This window comes from Sphingomonas sp., assembly GCF_017744835.1.
GTDB lineage: Bacteria > Pseudomonadota > Alphaproteobacteria > Sphingomonadales > Sphingomonadaceae > Sphingomonas.
In genome coordinates, this window is sequence record NZ_JAGIAM010000001.1 from 676142 (window position 1) to 692059 (window position 15918).

Sequence of the window (15918 nt, forward strand, 5' to 3'; positions counted from 1 at the left end):
TAACGGCATGCGCATCGTCATGATCGGGTCGGGCTATGTCGGCCTGGTGTCCGGCGCCTGCTTCGCGGATTTCGGCCATCAGGTCGTCTGCGTCGACAAGGACGCGAACAAGATCGCGCGGCTGAATGCCGGCGAAATCCCGATCTACGAGCCGGGGCTCGACGATCTCGTCGCGCGCAACGTCGCGGCGGGGCGGCTGTCCTTCTCGACCGAGCTCGCTCAGCCGGTGAGCGAGGCTGAAGTGGTGTTCATCGCAGTGGGTACCCCCGCGCGCCGCGGCGACGGCCATGCCGACCTTTCCTATGTTCATGCCGCCGCTGCCGAGATGGCGCCGGCGCTGAGCGGCTTCACCGTGGTGGTCACCAAGTCGACGGTGCCGGTGGGCACCGGGGACGATGTCGAGCGGATCATCCGCGAGACCAACCCGCAGGCCGATTTCGCCGTCGCCTCCAACCCCGAGTTCCTGCGCGAGGGCGCGGCGATCCAGGACTTCAAGCGCCCCGACCGCATCGTCATCGGCATCGAGGACGACCGCGCCCGCCCGGTGATGGAGGAAGTCTATCGCCCGCTTTACCTCAACCATTCGCCGATCCTGTTCACCGGAAGGCGAACGAGCGAGCTGATCAAGTACGCGGCGAACGCCTTCCTGGCGGTCAAGATCACCTTCATCAACGAGATCGCGGACCTGTGCGAGGCAGTGGGCGCTGACGTGCAGCAGGTCGCGCGCGGGATCGGTCTCGACAACCGGATCGGCTCCAAGTTCCTCCACGCCGGCCCTGGCTATGGCGGCTCCTGCTTCCCCAAGGATACGCTCGCGCTGGTAAAGACCGCCGAGGATTCGGGAACGCCGATCCGGATCGTCGAGACCACGGTCGCGGTCAACGATACGCGCAAGCGCGCGATGGGCCGCAAGATCGTGACGGCCTGCGGCGGATCGGTGCGCGGCAAGAAGATCGCCGTGCTCGGCCTGACCTTCAAGCCGAACACCGACGACATGCGCGACGCACCGAGCCTGGCGATCATCCAGGCGCTCGAGGACGGTGGCGCGCAAGTGAGCGCTTTCGATCCCGAGGGCATGGCTGCGGCGCGGCCGCTGCTGCCGGGCGTCGAATTCGCGACGTCGCCCTATGAAGCCGCCGATGGCGCATCGGCACTGGTGATCGTCACCGAATGGGACGCGTTCCGCGCGCTCGACCTCGGCCAGCTGCGCAATCGCATGGCGGGCAATGCGCTGGTCGACCTGCGCAACATCTATCGGCCCGAGGCAGTGGAAGCCGCAGGCTTCACTTATACCGGCGTCGGCCGGGGCACATCTGCGACGGAAGAGCTCGCCATAGCGGCTGAGTGATTTGGTTCCGCGATTTGCGGTGAACGGTTAACAATTCATCGCAAAAACGGCGCGAAGCACAAGCTTCGCGCCGTTTTCTTCCTAAATTACCCCTTGGGCGGCCCGAGGTTTTGGCCGTCGTGACACCGGGGGGTGTTTTTCCATGCGTATATCTTTTGTGCGTCCGCTTGCGGGCGCGTTGTCGCTTTGCGCCCTAGCCGCATGCTCGGGCGCGGACTCGTCTTCCCAGCAGGCGGCGGGCATCGTCAAAGTCGACACCACCGCCGCGACCGCCTCTTCAATGGGCGTTCTCGGACCGCTGGCTACCGCGACCGCCGCTACCACCAGCACCACCAACAGCTTCGCCACTTATGACTTCGCGAACGGCACGCGGCTACCGGAGAAAGCGACGCTCTCGATAGGCGCGGCGACCTTCCAGCCTGACGCCTCGGTCGCCTATGTTCCGGTCAAGCTCGACCATGCGACGCCGAACACGGTGATCGCGCGGGTGATCACCGTGAACGGCACAGATGCCAACAAGGCGATCTCGGGCTATCAGTATAAGGCGACCGAGGCCGTGGTCGTCTTCCGGCCGAACGATCCGCTGGTCCAGACCGTCGCCGTGCCGATCCTTTCGGCTGCCGACGGCCAGCAATTCTCGCTCAAGCTGCGCGAGGCACCCTGGGGGGCGAACCAGGGCACCGCGAGCGCCACGGTGACCGCAAACGCCAGTGCGACGCCGACGCCCGCTGCGACCAGCGGCTTCCGCAACGCGCGGACCTTCCGCAATTATGGCGCGCTCCAGTACGAGATGACCAAGGATACGATGCACTGGTCGCCGACGGGCTGGTCGGACGCCTGGTCGACCCAACTCTCGCACGGCCGCGCCCAGGTCGCGAACGGCGAGACCGGCCTGTATCTGGACGAGACGCTCTACCCCGGCGTCGAGGCGCCGCTGCGCTACACCGACGAAGGTCTGGTGTTCCACACGCAGAAGCTCGCCTCCCCGATCACCTACAACGGCACCGCCTATAATTATGGATCGGTGGTGCTGAGCGGGCACAACACGACCTCCACTCAGATCGGCTATGGCCAATATGAGTGGGTCGCGAAGATGCCGTCGCGGCGTGGCTCATGGCCGGCTTTCTGGCTGATCTCGACTTCCGGCTGGCCGCCCGAGATCGACGTCTATGAGGGCTTCGGCTATCAGAGCTACTGGGATTTCGATCGCCACATCTCGGCGACGATCCACGGCGGCAGCGGCGGCGTGCGCAGCTTCCAGAACGGCGTGATCATTCAGGCGGAGCAGGCCTATGGCATGTCGGGCCTCACGCAGGGCTATCACCGCTACGCGGTGGACATCGGCCCCGAATACATCACCTGGTTCCTCGACGGGCGCGAAGTCTACCAGAGCGTCAACCCGTTCAAGGGCCATCGCTGGTACCCGATCATGAACGTCGCGGTAAAGACCACCAGCGCCTATGACGACGGCTCGGGCGACATGATCGTCAAGAGCTTCCGGGCCTGGCAGAACTGACCGGAGCGGGAGCGGCGTAGAGCGCGTCGCTCCCGCCCGCCAGCGCATAGAGGCGCGCGAGCGCCTTGACCCATTGGCCGGCAATGTCGAGCCGGCGCTCGCGCTTCCAAGCGAGCGCCGGCAACGACGCGGTCCTGAACCCCAGCAGTGCGAGCGAGCGCGCTGCCAGCGTCGCGCGGCCGAGCGCGCCAGGCCTTTTCTTCCGCGCGACCATCGTATCGGTGATCCCGATCCGCCACATCCGGCGGAGCACCCAGCCGCGACGCGCGCGCTCGGGTCCCACCCATTCGCGTACCGCCGCGCGTGGCGCCCAGGCGAAGCCGAAGCCCTGCGCGCGCAGCCGCGTGAGGAAATCGAGGTCCTCGCCCCCGCTGCGATTGAATGCGGGATCGAACCAAGGCTCGCCGACACGTTCGAGCGCGGCGCGCATCACCAGCAAATTGTTGCTCGCATAGAGCATCTCGACCAGGCCTTCGGGGCGTTCCTCGGGGCGGAAGACTAAAGTCTCGCGCCACCAACGCGGCTCTCCGTCCGCGAACACCGGCTCCACCGGCCCGCCGACCACCGCCGCGCCGGTGCGCTGCTGCACGGCGATGAGCTCGGCGAGCCAGCCGGGCTCCGGCCATTCGTCGTCATCGATCATCGCCAGCCGCTGCATCGCCGGATAGCGCAGCGCATGCGCGACGATCGCGTTGCGGACGCTGCACAGCCCCGGACGCGGCACGAGCACTATGTCCACGGGAATCGGCAGCGTCGGCGCGAGCGCGCAGGCGATCGCAGCACCCTGGCGTTGCTGCGGATCGTTTTCGGCGACCAGCAGCGCGGCGCGTTCGAGCCCGTCGAGCCCCCGCACGGCCTCGAGCAGCCGGCGCAGATGCTCGGGGCGCCGGAAAGTGGGGACGGCGATCACCGTCTCGGCGGCATGCGCGCTCCGTACCGCCACGGCGGCGCCTATTCCGCGGCCTGCTGGAGCGGCATGCGGGGTCGCATGTCGCGCCGCTCGAGCCGCTTGATCAAGCGGTGCCCGGGCACCTCGACCAGCCGGTAGCTCGCCCAGCAGAGCAGCCAGGTCGCGAAGAGCGTGGCCAGGACCAAGGTCCAGTCGAGGCCAGTGATCCCGTGGCGATGCGCTATCCCCATGCCGCGCGCGGCGATGTCGCGCACCAGCGGGTGCCACAGATAGATCGAATAGCTGATCAGCCCGAGGTGGAAGACCAAGGGATTGGCGAGCAGCGCACGCGAGCTGCGGCTGTCGTAATAGCAGGCGATCACGACCGGGACGAAAGCAAGAGCGACCAGCACGTCGCCCCGCGGAACAAGGAAGGCGACGACGAGCAGCGCGCAGGCGGCGAGGAAGCCGCGCTCGCCGCGCAGCAGTTGCTCGCAGCGCGGGTGCCGCACGACGCGATAGGCAATCACCCCCAGCGAGAAGCCGGCGAGGCAGCGGAGCACCGGCAGGATCGTGTCGCTGTCGTTGACGTCCAGCGGTCCGCGCGATCCGTGCCCCAGCATGGCGACGAGCGCCAGCAGCAGCACCGCCAGCAGCCCCTCTGCCCAGGCGAGCCGCGAGAAGGCGAGGATCGCCACCAGCGGATAGAGTAAATAGGCGACCAGCTCGGTGCTGACCGACCAGGCATTGCCGGCGAGCGGCTGCGTGCCCCAGCCCCAGCTCTCGATCATCAGCAGATTGGTGAAGAGATTGGCGGACGTGAGCGGCACGCCCTGCTCGCCCGACACGTTGAGCAGCATTCGCACCAAGAAGACGAGCGCGACCACGAAGTGCAGCGGCCAGACGCGCGCCATGCGATTGAGCAGGAAGTCGCCATAGCTCGATGTCGCGAGGTGCTTCACAACGCGCTCGTGATAGCCGATCGAGATGACGAAACCGCTGAGGATGAAGAACAGGTCGACGCACAGATAGGCGCGCGAGAAGAGCGGGACCGCATAGGCGTGGAACGCCGGCGCGTGCGGGATGTGGTAGAGCATCACGGCCACGGCGGCGATGCCGCGGAGACCCGTGAGCGGCGCGATCCTCATGCGGATACTCCCTTTGGCAAACGGTTCGTGGCTGCGGCGCGCACCGGCGCGGCATCGAAGGCGGCGGCCATCTCGGCCCACAACCGCTTGCGGTGGAGCTGCGCGTCGAGCGGCAACCCGCGCGACGGCTGGCCGTCGGGCCAGCGATACTCAGGGGTAGTGGAAAGCCAGGAGTAGCGATCGGACAGTCCCCAGCTCAGCACAGATCCCACCGCGGGGTTGGCGAGCGCGACATCCAGGAAGGCACGTCCCACCGCCGCCACCTGGGCGTCGCGCGGCTCGACGTCTGCGGGGCCGCCGCGATCGGCGATGTCGAGCTCGGTGATCGCGATGTGCAGCCCCATCCCGCGGACCTCGTCGAGGAAATCGGCGAAGGTGCGTTCATCGAACTGCTCGCGAAAGGGCTTGAGGTGGCCCTGGATGCCAAGCGCGTCGATCGGCACGCCGCGCCCCAGCGCGCGTTCGAGCAGGCCGAGTATCGCCTTGCGCCGCTCGGCGCAGCGGCGTGAGGCGTGCTCGAGCCCGAAATCGGTAAGGAACAACCGCGCGCGCGGGTCCGCTTCGCGGGCGATGTGGAAGGCCATGTCGATGTATCGCTCGCCGAACGCCTCGGCCCAGATGTTCTTGGCGCGGAGTCCGTCGGGGCGGCCTTCCTTGGGTTCGACGGGTTCGTTGACGACGTCCCACTCGCTGATCTTGCCGGCATAGCGGCGCATCGCGGTCTGGATGTAGCCGCCGAGCAGCTCTTCCTTGCCGCGCACGTTCGCTCTGGGCAGCGCAGCCTGGAGCCAGGGCGGGTTCATCGCGTACCAGACTAGTGTGTGCCCGCGCGCCGCGAGCCCATGCTCCTGGGCGAAGGCGATCAGCCTGTCGTTGCCGCTGAAATCATATCTGCCCGGCGCCGGCTGGGTGACATGGCGCTTGAGCTCATATTCCTGCACGATCACGCCCGCCTCGCGCAGCACTGCCTGGGTGAAGGCGGGATCCTTTGCGAGCTGGCTCGACTTGATCGCGCAGCCGAAGTGCCGGCCGCTGCGGCGCGCCCGTGCGTCAAGCCCAGGCCCGCTGGTGTCGGGCGCTGGCGGCACATAGGGCTGCGCGCTCGACCGAAGCGGCACGCTGGCGGCGGCCGCCGCGCCCGCGATGAAGGCGCGCCGCTTCATATCCGATAGCTCCGGAACCGCGCGGTGAGCGCGACCCAGCGATCGGCGAGGCGGCGATAGGCTCCGTCGGGCACGATGATCTGTAGCAGGACCACCAGTGCCAGGCCGGGGCGGAAGGCGCCGTGGCGGATCGCGTTGAAATAATAGCCGAGCGCCGTGCGGCGGCTGGTGGGCCACACGCTCTTGGCGGCGTGCCAGCCCATATAGGCCGAATAGGCGCGCGCCGAAATGTGCGGCTTGAGGTCGCTCAGCCAGGCAAGGTTGCCGATGTTCGAGCGCACCTGCGACAGCCGGTTCTCAGTGCGGCGGTCAGCCCAGACCACCGTAGCCTTCGCAGCCATCAGGAAGCGCGCGCCGGCCAGCGACAGGCGTACCGCAAAATCCGTATCGTCCCCGAAGCCGACATCCTCGCGGTAGCGCACCGAGGCCGCAAGCGTGCGGCGGAGCGCCATGCTGCTCGTCTGGATGAAGCCGCGCTCGCACATCAGATAGCGATCGACACCCTCGCCCTTGTGGATCTCGCGAAACGGCTTGAGGAAACGCCGGCCCGAGCCGCGATCGACGATCACCCGGCTGTAGGCGACCACATCGTCGCCCTGCGCGAGCAGCGGCAGCAGATCCGCCAGATGGTCGGGAAGGAAGCGGTCGTCCGAATCGAGGAAGGCGACATAGCGGCCGCGCGCATAGGCGATGCCGCGGTTGCGGGCGGCGGCTGCGCCGGCATTATCCTGGACGATAACATGGATGCGCAGGTCGCCGATCGCGGCGATCGCGCTGGGCGTGCCGTCAGTCGAGCCGTCGTCGACCACGATCACCTCGATGTCGGCGACGCTCTGCCCCAGAGCCGAGCGGACCGCCTCGACCACCGCGTCGCGGCGGTTGTAGGTCGGGATCACGACCGTGAAGAGAGGTCCTTCGGTCTCGGGCGCCATCTATTTCCCCCCTTCCGACAGCGCCTCGGCCTTGCCGAAGCGGTGGACGAACTGGTTGACGAGCGATCGGTAGAACGACTTGGGCAGGTAGGAACGCAGCAGCTGGCGAGCGAGGATGCGCGGCGGCACCCGCCCGAAGAACAGCCCGCGCACCAGCTCGCGGATCGTGGCGAGCGGCCGGATCGGCGCCATGTGGTAGGCGAGCACGGTCGCGCGATAGCCGTGGCGCGCGCGCTCGGTGAGCAGATGGCCGCAGCGCTCGAGCCAGTCGAGCGAGGTCTCATAGCCCCGGACATAGGAGGTCCGCCCGACCTCGGTCGCATCGAGCCAGATGGTGAGCGGCTGCTCGATCATCCGGAAGCGCCCGCCCTCGACCTGGAGCCGCACCGCGAAATCGAGGTCCTGGCCCTTCTTGAGCGCGGGATCGAAGCGCACGCGCTTGGCAAGCCCGGCCGGCACCACCAAGGTCGAGGTCTGCATGAACTGGTTGGCGCAGAACAGATATTCGCCGACGTCCTCGCCCTCGCGGATACCGCGATCGGGGCGCACCCAGTAACGGTCGACACCACGATCGACCTGCATCTGCGAATAGAGGACGGTCTCCTCGTCATAAGGCAGCGCCGCCGCCATGATCGAGAGCTTGTCGGGAAGGAACTGGTCGTCCGAATCGAGGAAGGCGACATAATGGCCGCGCGCCGCCTCGATCCCCCGGTTGCGCGCCGCGCCGCCGCCCGCGTTCGCCTGGCGGAGATAGCGGATGCGCGGGTCACCGAAGGCGGCGACCACCGGCTCGGGATCGTCCTTCGACCCGTCGTCCACGACGATGATCTCGAAATCCTGAAAGTCCTGGTCGAGCACCGAGCGGATCGTCTGGCCGACGATGGCAGCACGATTGTAAAGGGGAATCACCACCGAGAAGACGGGCTTCGCGCCGGCCGGGGCTGGGGGAAGCTGAGTCATGCGCCGTGCACCTTGCGATATTCCTCGTAACGATGGCCGGTGAGGGCGGCGACCTTGCCCGCCGCGCGATATGCTTGCCCGAGCCGGACGATGCGCTTGCCCTTGTCGAGCGTCAGCGCGGCACCCAGCGATCCGACGACGAAGCCGCCGACGATGCGGTGCGCTTCGGACCGGGCGGCCTTCAGCGTGCCCTCGTGCGTAATGGTGGTGATCATGTCGGTCATCCCGATCCGGTAGCCGCGCATCAGCAGCCATTTGGACGTGATGCGGCTCGCCGGGATCAGTTCGGTCACGCGCGCGTCTTCCGCCCAGGCGAAGCGGCGGCCGGCGCGCTGCATCCGCGTGAACAGTTGCTTGTCCGACCCGCCGGTGAGCGCCATCGCCTCATCGAACGGCGCATCGCCCATCGCGCGCAGCGCCTCGGCGTCGATCAGCACGTTGGCGGTGCTCTCGACCAGCGGGACCACGCCCGATTGCCCACGGGTCTTGGGCTGGAGCAGCGGGTGCGAGGCCGCCCAGGGCGGCACCTCGCCTTCGAGCGCGCGTAACACCGCCCCGCCGACGACATCGGCATGGGTCGCGGCCTGGCAGGCGAGCATCGCGTGCAGCCAGCCGGGCTCGGCGGCCTCGTCGTCGTCGAGCATCGCGACGAAGCGGACATGCGGGAGCGCCAGGGCGGTCCGGACCAGTGCGTTGCGGACCTGGGGGATGCCGCGCTCGGCGACGGTCATCGCAATGAGCGGCCAGCGATAGCCAGCGCGCTTGAGCGCCTCGACCGCCGCGATCCCCTCGCGCCCTTCGGCGTCATTGTCGGCGACGACCACGGTGACGTCGCGCTCGGTGTCGAGCGCGGCCAGCGATTCGAGCGTCCGGCGCAGCCCTTGCGGGCGGCGGCAGGTGGCGATGCAGATTGCGACGTCGGTCATTGCGCGGCCCCCGTCCTGGCGTTCGCCAGCCGCGACCAGCCCGACCCGCGCCGCACCTGCCCGGTGCTGCGGTTCCAGTCGGTGCGCTCAGCGGTCTTGTACGAGGCGTGAGCGATCGCGATCGCGGCGAGGAAGATCACCCAGACCTGGCGATCCTTGTCGAAGAAGCTGGTCTCGAGCAGGTTCTGGTAGATCACGAAGCTCCAGATCGCGAACGAGGTCGCGAGGAGCGTGACATTCTCCTTCGTGGCACCCGTGAGGAACCACCAGGCCGGCAGCACGACGAAGGAGACGAGGAGCAGCACCAGCCCGACCGGGCCCGTGGTGACGAGGATCTCCAGATAGCCATTGTGCGAGTGGGCGGTCAGCATCTGGAATTGCTGGTTGAGATAGGCGTGCGCGGGCGAATTCTCGCCCACCTGCCAGAAGCCGCCGAACCCCGCGCCGAGATAGGGATGGTCGGCGAGGTAATCGATCGCCACCTGCCAGATCGATACGCGTCCGGTGAACGAGGTGGGATCCGCGAACAGCCGTTCGATCAGCGGCTGAAAGGCGATGTAGAGCGCCAGGAACATCAGCATGCCGACCCCGACGAGCAGGAGCAGCACCGCGCGCCTGGCGACGCTCTGGCTGAGGAAGCGATAGACCGAGCTGACCGCGAGGATGGCGAAGCAGAGCGCGAGCGAGGTCTTGCTCTTGGTCCCCACCACGAAAATGAAGGCCATCACCGAGAAGAGCGCATAATACCATTTGCGCGTGGTGAAGAAGGCGTGCGCCGTCACGACGAAGGTGAGCGCCATCACTGCGCCGGCGATGTTCTTGTGGAAGAAGAAGCCGCGCCACGCGCCGATCAGCGCCTTGTCGCTCTCGGTCGGCGGGTGGACCGCGTTGGGCGTGAGCGGCAGCGAGATCCAGCAGATCAGCAGCGACAGCACCAGCGCCGCCACCAGCGTGCGATAGAGCCGCTCGGGCCCGAGCAGCGCTAGCGAGAGGAAGGTGATGTAGATCACGATCACCTGCTGCATCACGCGCTTGAACGAGACGAAGGGGTCGACGCCCCAGCTGCAGCTGATCAGGAACCAGACCAGCATGAGGAGCAGCGGCCAATAAGTGAAACGGTATTTGAGCTCGTAGCGGCGGCTCAGCTCGATCAGCGTCAGCACCAGGGCGAAGCCGATGAAGAAGGCTTGTTTGAACGGGTCCGACCCGTCGTTGTTCGCCGCCATCGCGACCAGCTGTTCCTGATTGCGCGAGGAGAAGGGCTGCTGGCCGATGAAGATCAGCATCAGGAAGATGAAATAGACGAACTGCGCGACCGGGATCAGCGCGACGGCGCGCTCGCTGCCGGCAGCGGCGCGCGGCGAGCGCTCCAGCGTCCGCCCGCGGCTCCAGGGGGCGGCGAGGCTCATTGCCCGGCCTCCGCGCCCGCGGCGCGCCAGCGGCGATCGAGCCGATAGATGCCGAGCATCATCACCAGCTGCGCGAGCACCACGCCGGCGATCGTCGCCACGGCAGGCGCCGTGAGCGCGAGCGCGAGCACCGCCACCAAACCGACGAAGCAGCTCCGCATGCTGGTGCCGGCGAGCGGGCGGAAAGCGCCGCGCGCCTGGGTCAGCACGCTGATCGGCGCCTGGAGGCACTGGACCAGCGACAGCAGCGCGCACAGCGCGACGGCGATCATCACCGTCTGAAGCGACAGCGTCGGCTTGATCAGCAGGTGCGGGAATTCCCAGAGGATGGCCGCGGCGAGCATCGCCGTGCCTGCCCAGATCACGGCGAGCGCCGCCAGGAAGGCACGCGCCGACCCCTGCGCCGCGCGCTCGTCGCCGCGCCCGATCGCCCGCGCCATGCGCGGCCGCTCGAGCTGGGTGAGCGCAGTGATGCAGACATTGACCGGCCGGAAGAAGAGCATGCCGACGGCGATCGGCGCGAAGGCGGCGGGGCCGGCGAGCGCCGTGACGATATAGCTGTGCGCGTTGCTCGTCGCCTCGGTGGTGATCACGCCGATCAGCGTCCAGGCCGACTGGCGCTGCCACACCGGGCGATAGGCGGCGAGCGCGCGCCCGATCCCGACCGGGCGGTGCCGGGCAAGGAAGTGCAGGCCGAAGGGCAGCAGGCCGATCAGCCCCGCAGTGGCGATCACAGCGCCGAAAAGCTCGATCCGAGCCTCGATCACCAAGGTGGCGCCGACGCCGGCGACGACGCAGACCGCATAGACGACGTCCGACACGGCGGCGCCGCCCGGGCTGTGATGCGCATAGGCGTTGGCGCGGCCGAACCAGCGCAGCAGCGAGGCGAAGCCCGCCACGCCGAACGCGGCAGCCGCGCCGGGCCCTGCCATCGCCCAGCCGATGCCCGCGCAGACCAGCCCCTGCGAAGCGGCGAGCAGCAAGTTGATCGGATAGAAGAAGTCGAAGCCCGCTTCATCGCCTTCGCGGCGCTGGTTGACCGCAAGTGCATAAGGCGTCGAGACCAGCGCGTTGGACAGGCTGTAGCCGAACTGGATGATGACCAGCAGGAAGGCGAGCGTACCGATCTCGGCCGCCTCCAGCCGCCGTACCGAGACGAGCTGGACGAGCAGGTGGCTGACCGACACTGCGGCCGAGGACATGCTCGCCAGCCCGAAGCGCGCGAGCGTGGCGCGCAGCGGCTTCTTCTCCAGCGGCAAGGCGGATGCCTCAGCCATTGCGGTGCTTCCAGATCAGCCAGAGCGCGTGGGGATTGGTGGTGAGATAGCGCCACGCCAGGTGCCGCGGATTGGTTGCCATCCGGTGGAGCCATTCGAGCCCGGCGTCCTGCATCCATTGCGGCGCGCGTGGATAATCGCCGGTGATATAGTTGAAGAGCCCGCCGCAGGTGACGATCCAGCCGGCCTTGATCCGGTCCCGGTTGCGCACGCAGAAGGCCTGCTCGCGCGGCTTGCCGGTGCCGACCCAGAGCACATCAGGCTCGGTGGCGTTGATCGCGTCGATCACCGCAGCTTCTTCTTCGGGGTTCCAGAAGCCGTTGCGGCGGCCGGCGAGTTCGAGGCCGGGGGTGTCCGCGGTGATGCGCGCGGCGCAATCGGCGTTCACTTGCTCGGTGCCGCCGAGCAAGAAGTAGCGCACCTTGCGCGCCGCCGCGCCGGGCAGGCTGTCGATGAACATGTCGGTGGTGCTCGAGCGGTCGGCGATCGGCGCGGGGGCGAAACGGCGCGAGGCGGCGACAATCACCTGCCCGTCGGCGTGGATCAAGTCGGCCTGCGCCAGGTCGGCGCGGAACGCAGGGTCGGTGGCATTGAGCGAGAGGCCGTGGCCGTTGCAGTCGAACACCAGCCAGGGCGAGCGGCCGGCGGCGCGGCGCGCGGGCGCCTCGGCCAGCATCTTCTCGATCAGTGCGTTCAGCGACAGCGTCGAGACCGGCACGCCGCCGATCCGCACGCTCTCGACCGCGCGCCCCTCGCCCATACCGCGGCCGTGCAGCGGCAACTCGATCGATGCAGCATTTCCCTGCATGCTATTCCCTTTTCCGTCAGTGCCTTGCGGCAACTCAGTGCATCACGGTCCCGGCGATGGGCACATGATGGCGATCGAGGTCGTCGATGATGCGGCGCATCTCGGCGACGGGCGTGACGCCGCGCCGCACGACGAGCACGACCGCGTCGAACTTCTCGAGGATGTTGCCGAACGCCGTGGTGCCGCGCGGCCGCTCGGCCAGATGGACGAGCAGATTGGCGGGGGGCAGGTTCCAGCGATCGGCCGCCTCGGCCAGCGAGCCCTTCTCGACCAGGCTGGCCGCGCCATTATGCGCCTGGCCCGCCGGCATCAGCCACAGCCGCTCGATCGCAGTCGGCACCACGGGCAGCCGCAGCGCCATGCCCGAGAGCTGCTCGGCGAGCCCGATGCTGTTGGGCAGGCGCAGCAGCCGGTCGAGCGTCGGCTGCTCAATGTCGGCGTCGGCGACGATCGTCGGCCCGTCCATCTGCGCGAGCACGGTCGCAAGATTGGCGGAGAGGATCGACGCCTCGTCCCCCGCATGAAGCGAGAGCAGCGCCAGCCGAAGCCGGCCGTCGATCCCGCCTGTCTCGCGCGCCGCGGCGAGCAGCTTGGCGCGCACCTTACGAACCTTGGCGACATAGGGATCGCCGGCATCGAATGCCGCCGCGACGAGCGGATCGACGCGCGCGTCGCCGGGCGCGAGCAGCGGCAGATTGGCCGGCGTGGCGGCGGGATCGCCCTCGAGCCCGCCGGTGTGGAGCACCGAGGGATCGGCAAGCAGCGGGTTCACACCCGCAGTGGAACGCAGCCTCATGCGGCCTCCTGTCGTGACGCGAACCAGCCGGGGCCGGTATCGTTGGAAAGATCGGCGATCACTTCGACTTCGGTCGATGCCGCAAGCCCGCTGGCGGTGCGCACCCGCGGCCGCAGGATCTCGCTCAGCACGACCGCGGCGATCCCGGCGAGCAGCCCGAGCGCGATGCCGGCGACGAGCCAGAGCGGCAGATTGGGCTTGGCAGGGAAGAGCGGCACGCTGGCCTCGTCGAGCAAGCTCGCATTGGGCTGCGAGATCTGGCTCTTGAGTGCGGCTTCGTTGAAGCGCTGGCGGACCGTGTCATAGGTCTGGCGTGCCGCCTCGACATCGCGCTGGAGGACCATCAGCTGGTCCTGCACGCCCGACATGCGGATCATGCTGTCTTCCTGCCGCGACATCTCGCCGCGCAGCTCGCCCTCGCGGCGGCCGGCAGCGCTGCTGTTGGCGGTCATCGACGCCGCCTGATTGGCGCGCGCCTCGCCGAGCTTGCCGCGCAGCTCCGCGAGCTCGGCCTTGGCCGCAGCCATCTGCGGATGGTTCGGTCCGAGCGTCTTGCTCAGCTCGGCGACCTTGCCGGCCTGAGTGGCGACCGCTTCCTCGATGTTCTGCACGACCAGCGACGATGCGACTTCCGCCACCTTGGCCGAGCCCGACTTGGAGTGCGCTGCGGCGGCGTCGGCCTGGGCCTGGACGAGGTGCGCGGAGAGATTCTTGAGCTTCTCCGCCTCGAGATCCATGCGGTTGATGCCGATGATGTCGTTGGCACGCTGGAAGTCGGAGAGGCGCTTCTGCGCCAGCTCGTAGCGCCGCCGCACATCGGCGGTGCGCGCCTCGAACCACGAGGCCGAGCCCTGCGCCGCCGACGCACGCAGCGCCACCTGCTCGCGCATGTAGATCTGCGCGGTGAGGTTCGCGACCTTGGCCGCCACCTGCGGATCCGGATCGAGATACTGGATCTGGAGGACGTTGCTCTGCCGCCCGGTGGCGACGTTGAGCCCGGCGCGGACGCGCGCGGCGGCTTGCTGGAGCCGCGCCTCGGGAGCGAGGTCGGCCGGCGTCTGCTCGACGAAGCCCGCCTGCTGGGCGACCGCGTCGATCACCTTGGCGCTGCGGATGAGGTCCACCTGCGTGGCGATGACGGAATCGGTCTCGACGCGCGCCTGCTGCTGCTGGGTACTGTCGGTCGGATCGGTCTGCGACAGGTCGAGCATCAGCGACGAGCTGGCGAGATACTGGCGCGGCTGGACGAAGGCGATCGCGGCGACGAGCAGGAACAGCGCCCCGCCTACCGCGGCGACCACCAGCCAGCGCGCCCTGATCGCCGCGACGAGATCGGCTGCCTTGACGGTCATAGTCCACTCACTCCCTGCAAGAGTTCGCGCGCTTCGGCGGTCTCGCGCCGGACGGCGGGCGCCGCGGCGGGGCGGCCGGCCGCGCCATTGGCCATCAGCACGAGGAACTGGGGCGAGAGCGAATCCTCGAACTGGAACTCGCCGGGCACCGGAGTTTCGCTGAGCGCCGGGGCGATCAGGCCGATCGTGCGATCGACCGCGGGCGAGCCGCCGAGCGATTCGCCGAAGAGCTCGGTGCCCGCCTCGGCCAGCCGCTCGAAGGTCAGTACCGGCGAATGCGCGGCGAGGACGCCGGCGAGCGCGATCATGCCTCGCAGCGGGCCGCCCTCGGCGAGCGCGCGCGCGAACAGCCCGCGCAGATCGGGCGTGAGCTCGCCCCATTCGGTGAGCGCGGCGGTGAGCCCCTTCTGCGCATCGGCCAGCGTGATCCGCTCGCGCTCCGCAGCCTCAGCGGCGAGCGCCGCATGCATGCCGAACAGCCGGGCGTGATAGGGCGAGCCGATCGCAGCGGAGACGATCGTCTGCGCCGCATCTTCCTCGAAGCTCAGCCCCGCCTGGCTGGCGCAAAGCCGGAGCAGTCCGGCGAGGTCGTCGCGCTCGATCGGCGGCACCGGCTGGGCGTGGAGATGGCGGCGAAGCGAGGGATGCGCGGCGATCAGCCCGTCGACATTGCCGGCGATGCCGACGAGCACGACCTGCACCGGCGAGTGCATGTCGGACAGCAGCTTGAGCAGCGCGGCCATGTCGTGCCGCGCGCGATCGCCCGCCACGCGATCGAACTCGTCGACGATCAGCAAGGTACGCTGCGCCACGCCCTGGACGAAGAGATTGGCGAGCTGCTGGACGCTCATCGGCTGCTCGCCGATAGGCGCGGTGCCGCGGTGAAGCGGCAGCTCACCCAGGAAGGGGCGGAAGATCGCGTCGATGTCGTCGCCGGCGCTCGCCGATCCATAGAGCGCGACGCAGCCGGCCTCGTCGGCGAGATCGCCGAACACGCGCGCGAGCGAGGTCTTGCCCGATCCGCGCGCGCCGAAGACCAGCGCGTGCTTGCGCTGCTTGACCACCGCGTCGACCAGCCGGCTCAGCTCCTGCTTGCGGCCGGCCAGCCCGTGACGGTCGGTGACCGGCACCGCCGTGTTGAAAGTGGTGAACACCGCCGTCCGCCTAAAGGCGATGTTGGGAACGCCCGCCGCGGCATGCGCAGCGGAGAGCGGGATCGCCGCGCGCTCCTCTCCCTGCCCCAGCCCGTCGCCCGGCATCGGATAGTCGACCGGATCGGGTATCCTCCGGCCGGCTGCCGCTCCGCCGCCCAACAGGGCGCGAAGCCATTGCGCAAAATTGAAACTCATCGCCGCTTCTCCCACACGTGGCCGCCCCACTTGCCTTCGCGGCAT

At 68.5% G+C, this 15918-nt stretch carries 14 protein-coding genes; 2 read left to right on the forward strand and 12 right to left on the reverse strand.

Annotated elements, in window-relative coordinates:
• The first annotated feature begins 7 nt into the window (after positions 1 to 7).
• A complete protein-coding gene (locus tag J7500_RS03135) occupies positions 8 to 1348 on the forward strand; it encodes a UDP-glucose/GDP-mannose dehydrogenase family protein (protein ID WP_294059957.1) in 1341 nt (446 codons plus the stop codon).
• 280 nt (positions 1349 to 1628) lie between these two features.
• The gene (locus J7500_RS03140) at positions 1629 to 2864 is read left to right on the forward strand and encodes a family 16 glycosylhydrolase (RefSeq protein WP_294059958.1); all 1236 of its coding nucleotides are present in this window, start codon (positions 1629 to 1631) and stop codon (positions 2862 to 2864) included.
• On the opposite strand, the gene J7500_RS03145 is transcribed toward J7500_RS03140, so the two are convergent.
• The 12 genes from J7500_RS03145 to J7500_RS03200 all read right to left on the reverse strand — a co-directional run bounded on the left by J7500_RS03145 (position 2836) and on the right by J7500_RS03200 (position 15873).
• The gene (locus J7500_RS03145) at positions 2836 to 3807 is read right to left on the reverse strand and encodes a glycosyltransferase (RefSeq protein WP_294059959.1); all 972 of its coding nucleotides are present in this window, start codon (positions 3805 to 3807) and stop codon (positions 2836 to 2838) included. The two genes, J7500_RS03140 and J7500_RS03145, sit on opposite strands and share 29 nt — an antisense overlap.
• 8 nt (positions 3808 to 3815) lie before the next feature.
• Positions 3816 to 4901: an acyltransferase gene (locus J7500_RS03150; RefSeq protein ID WP_294059960.1), complete on the reverse strand. Its 1086-nt coding sequence runs from the start codon at positions 4899 to 4901 to the stop codon at positions 3816 to 3818.
• Positions 4898 to 6064 (reverse strand): endo-1,4-beta-xylanase, encoded by a 1167-nt coding sequence (locus J7500_RS03155; RefSeq protein ID WP_294059961.1) that lies wholly within the window; start codon positions 6062 to 6064, stop codon positions 4898 to 4900. The genes J7500_RS03150 and J7500_RS03155 overlap by 4 nt, the downstream gene beginning before the upstream one ends.
• Entirely contained in the window at positions 6061 to 6996 is a 936-nt protein-coding gene (locus J7500_RS03160; RefSeq protein WP_294059962.1) for a glycosyltransferase family 2 protein, read from the reverse strand. The genes J7500_RS03155 and J7500_RS03160 overlap by 4 nt, the downstream gene beginning before the upstream one ends.
• Complete coding sequence (locus J7500_RS03165) at positions 6997 to 7956, reverse strand: glycosyltransferase family 2 protein (RefSeq protein ID WP_294059963.1); 960 nt, start codon at positions 7954 to 7956, stop codon at positions 6997 to 6999.
• Positions 7953 to 8882, reverse strand: a complete 930-nt coding sequence (locus tag J7500_RS03170) for a glycosyltransferase (protein WP_294059964.1) — start codon at positions 8880 to 8882, stop codon at positions 7953 to 7955. Before J7500_RS03170 ends, J7500_RS03165 begins: the two co-directional genes overlap by 4 nt.
• On the reverse strand, positions 8879 to 10321 hold the full coding sequence (locus J7500_RS03175) for an O-antigen ligase (RefSeq protein ID WP_294060666.1): 1443 nt from the start codon (positions 10319 to 10321) through the stop codon (positions 8879 to 8881). The genes J7500_RS03170 and J7500_RS03175 overlap by 4 nt, the downstream gene beginning before the upstream one ends.
• Positions 10288 to 11568: a polysaccharide biosynthesis protein gene (locus J7500_RS03180; protein WP_294059965.1), complete on the reverse strand. Its 1281-nt coding sequence runs from the start codon at positions 11566 to 11568 to the stop codon at positions 10288 to 10290. Before J7500_RS03180 ends, J7500_RS03175 begins: the two co-directional genes overlap by 34 nt.
• Positions 11561 to 12328, reverse strand: a complete 768-nt coding sequence (locus tag J7500_RS03185) for a WecB/TagA/CpsF family glycosyltransferase (RefSeq protein ID WP_367112967.1) — start codon at positions 12326 to 12328, stop codon at positions 11561 to 11563. Before J7500_RS03185 ends, J7500_RS03180 begins: the two co-directional genes overlap by 8 nt.
• Positions 12329 to 12410: 82 nt before the next feature.
• A complete protein-coding gene (locus tag J7500_RS03190) occupies positions 12411 to 13172 on the reverse strand; it encodes a capsular biosynthesis protein (protein WP_294059967.1) in 762 nt (253 codons plus the stop codon).
• Entirely contained in the window at positions 13169 to 14524 is a 1356-nt protein-coding gene (locus J7500_RS03195; RefSeq protein ID WP_294059969.1) for a GNVR domain-containing protein, read from the reverse strand. The genes J7500_RS03190 and J7500_RS03195 overlap by 4 nt, the downstream gene beginning before the upstream one ends.
• The gene (locus J7500_RS03200; protein ID WP_294059970.1) at positions 14521 to 15873 is read right to left on the reverse strand and encodes an ATP-binding protein; all 1353 of its coding nucleotides are present in this window, start codon (positions 15871 to 15873) and stop codon (positions 14521 to 14523) included. Before J7500_RS03200 ends, J7500_RS03195 begins: the two co-directional genes overlap by 4 nt.
• Positions 15874 to 15918 lie beyond the last annotated feature (45 nt).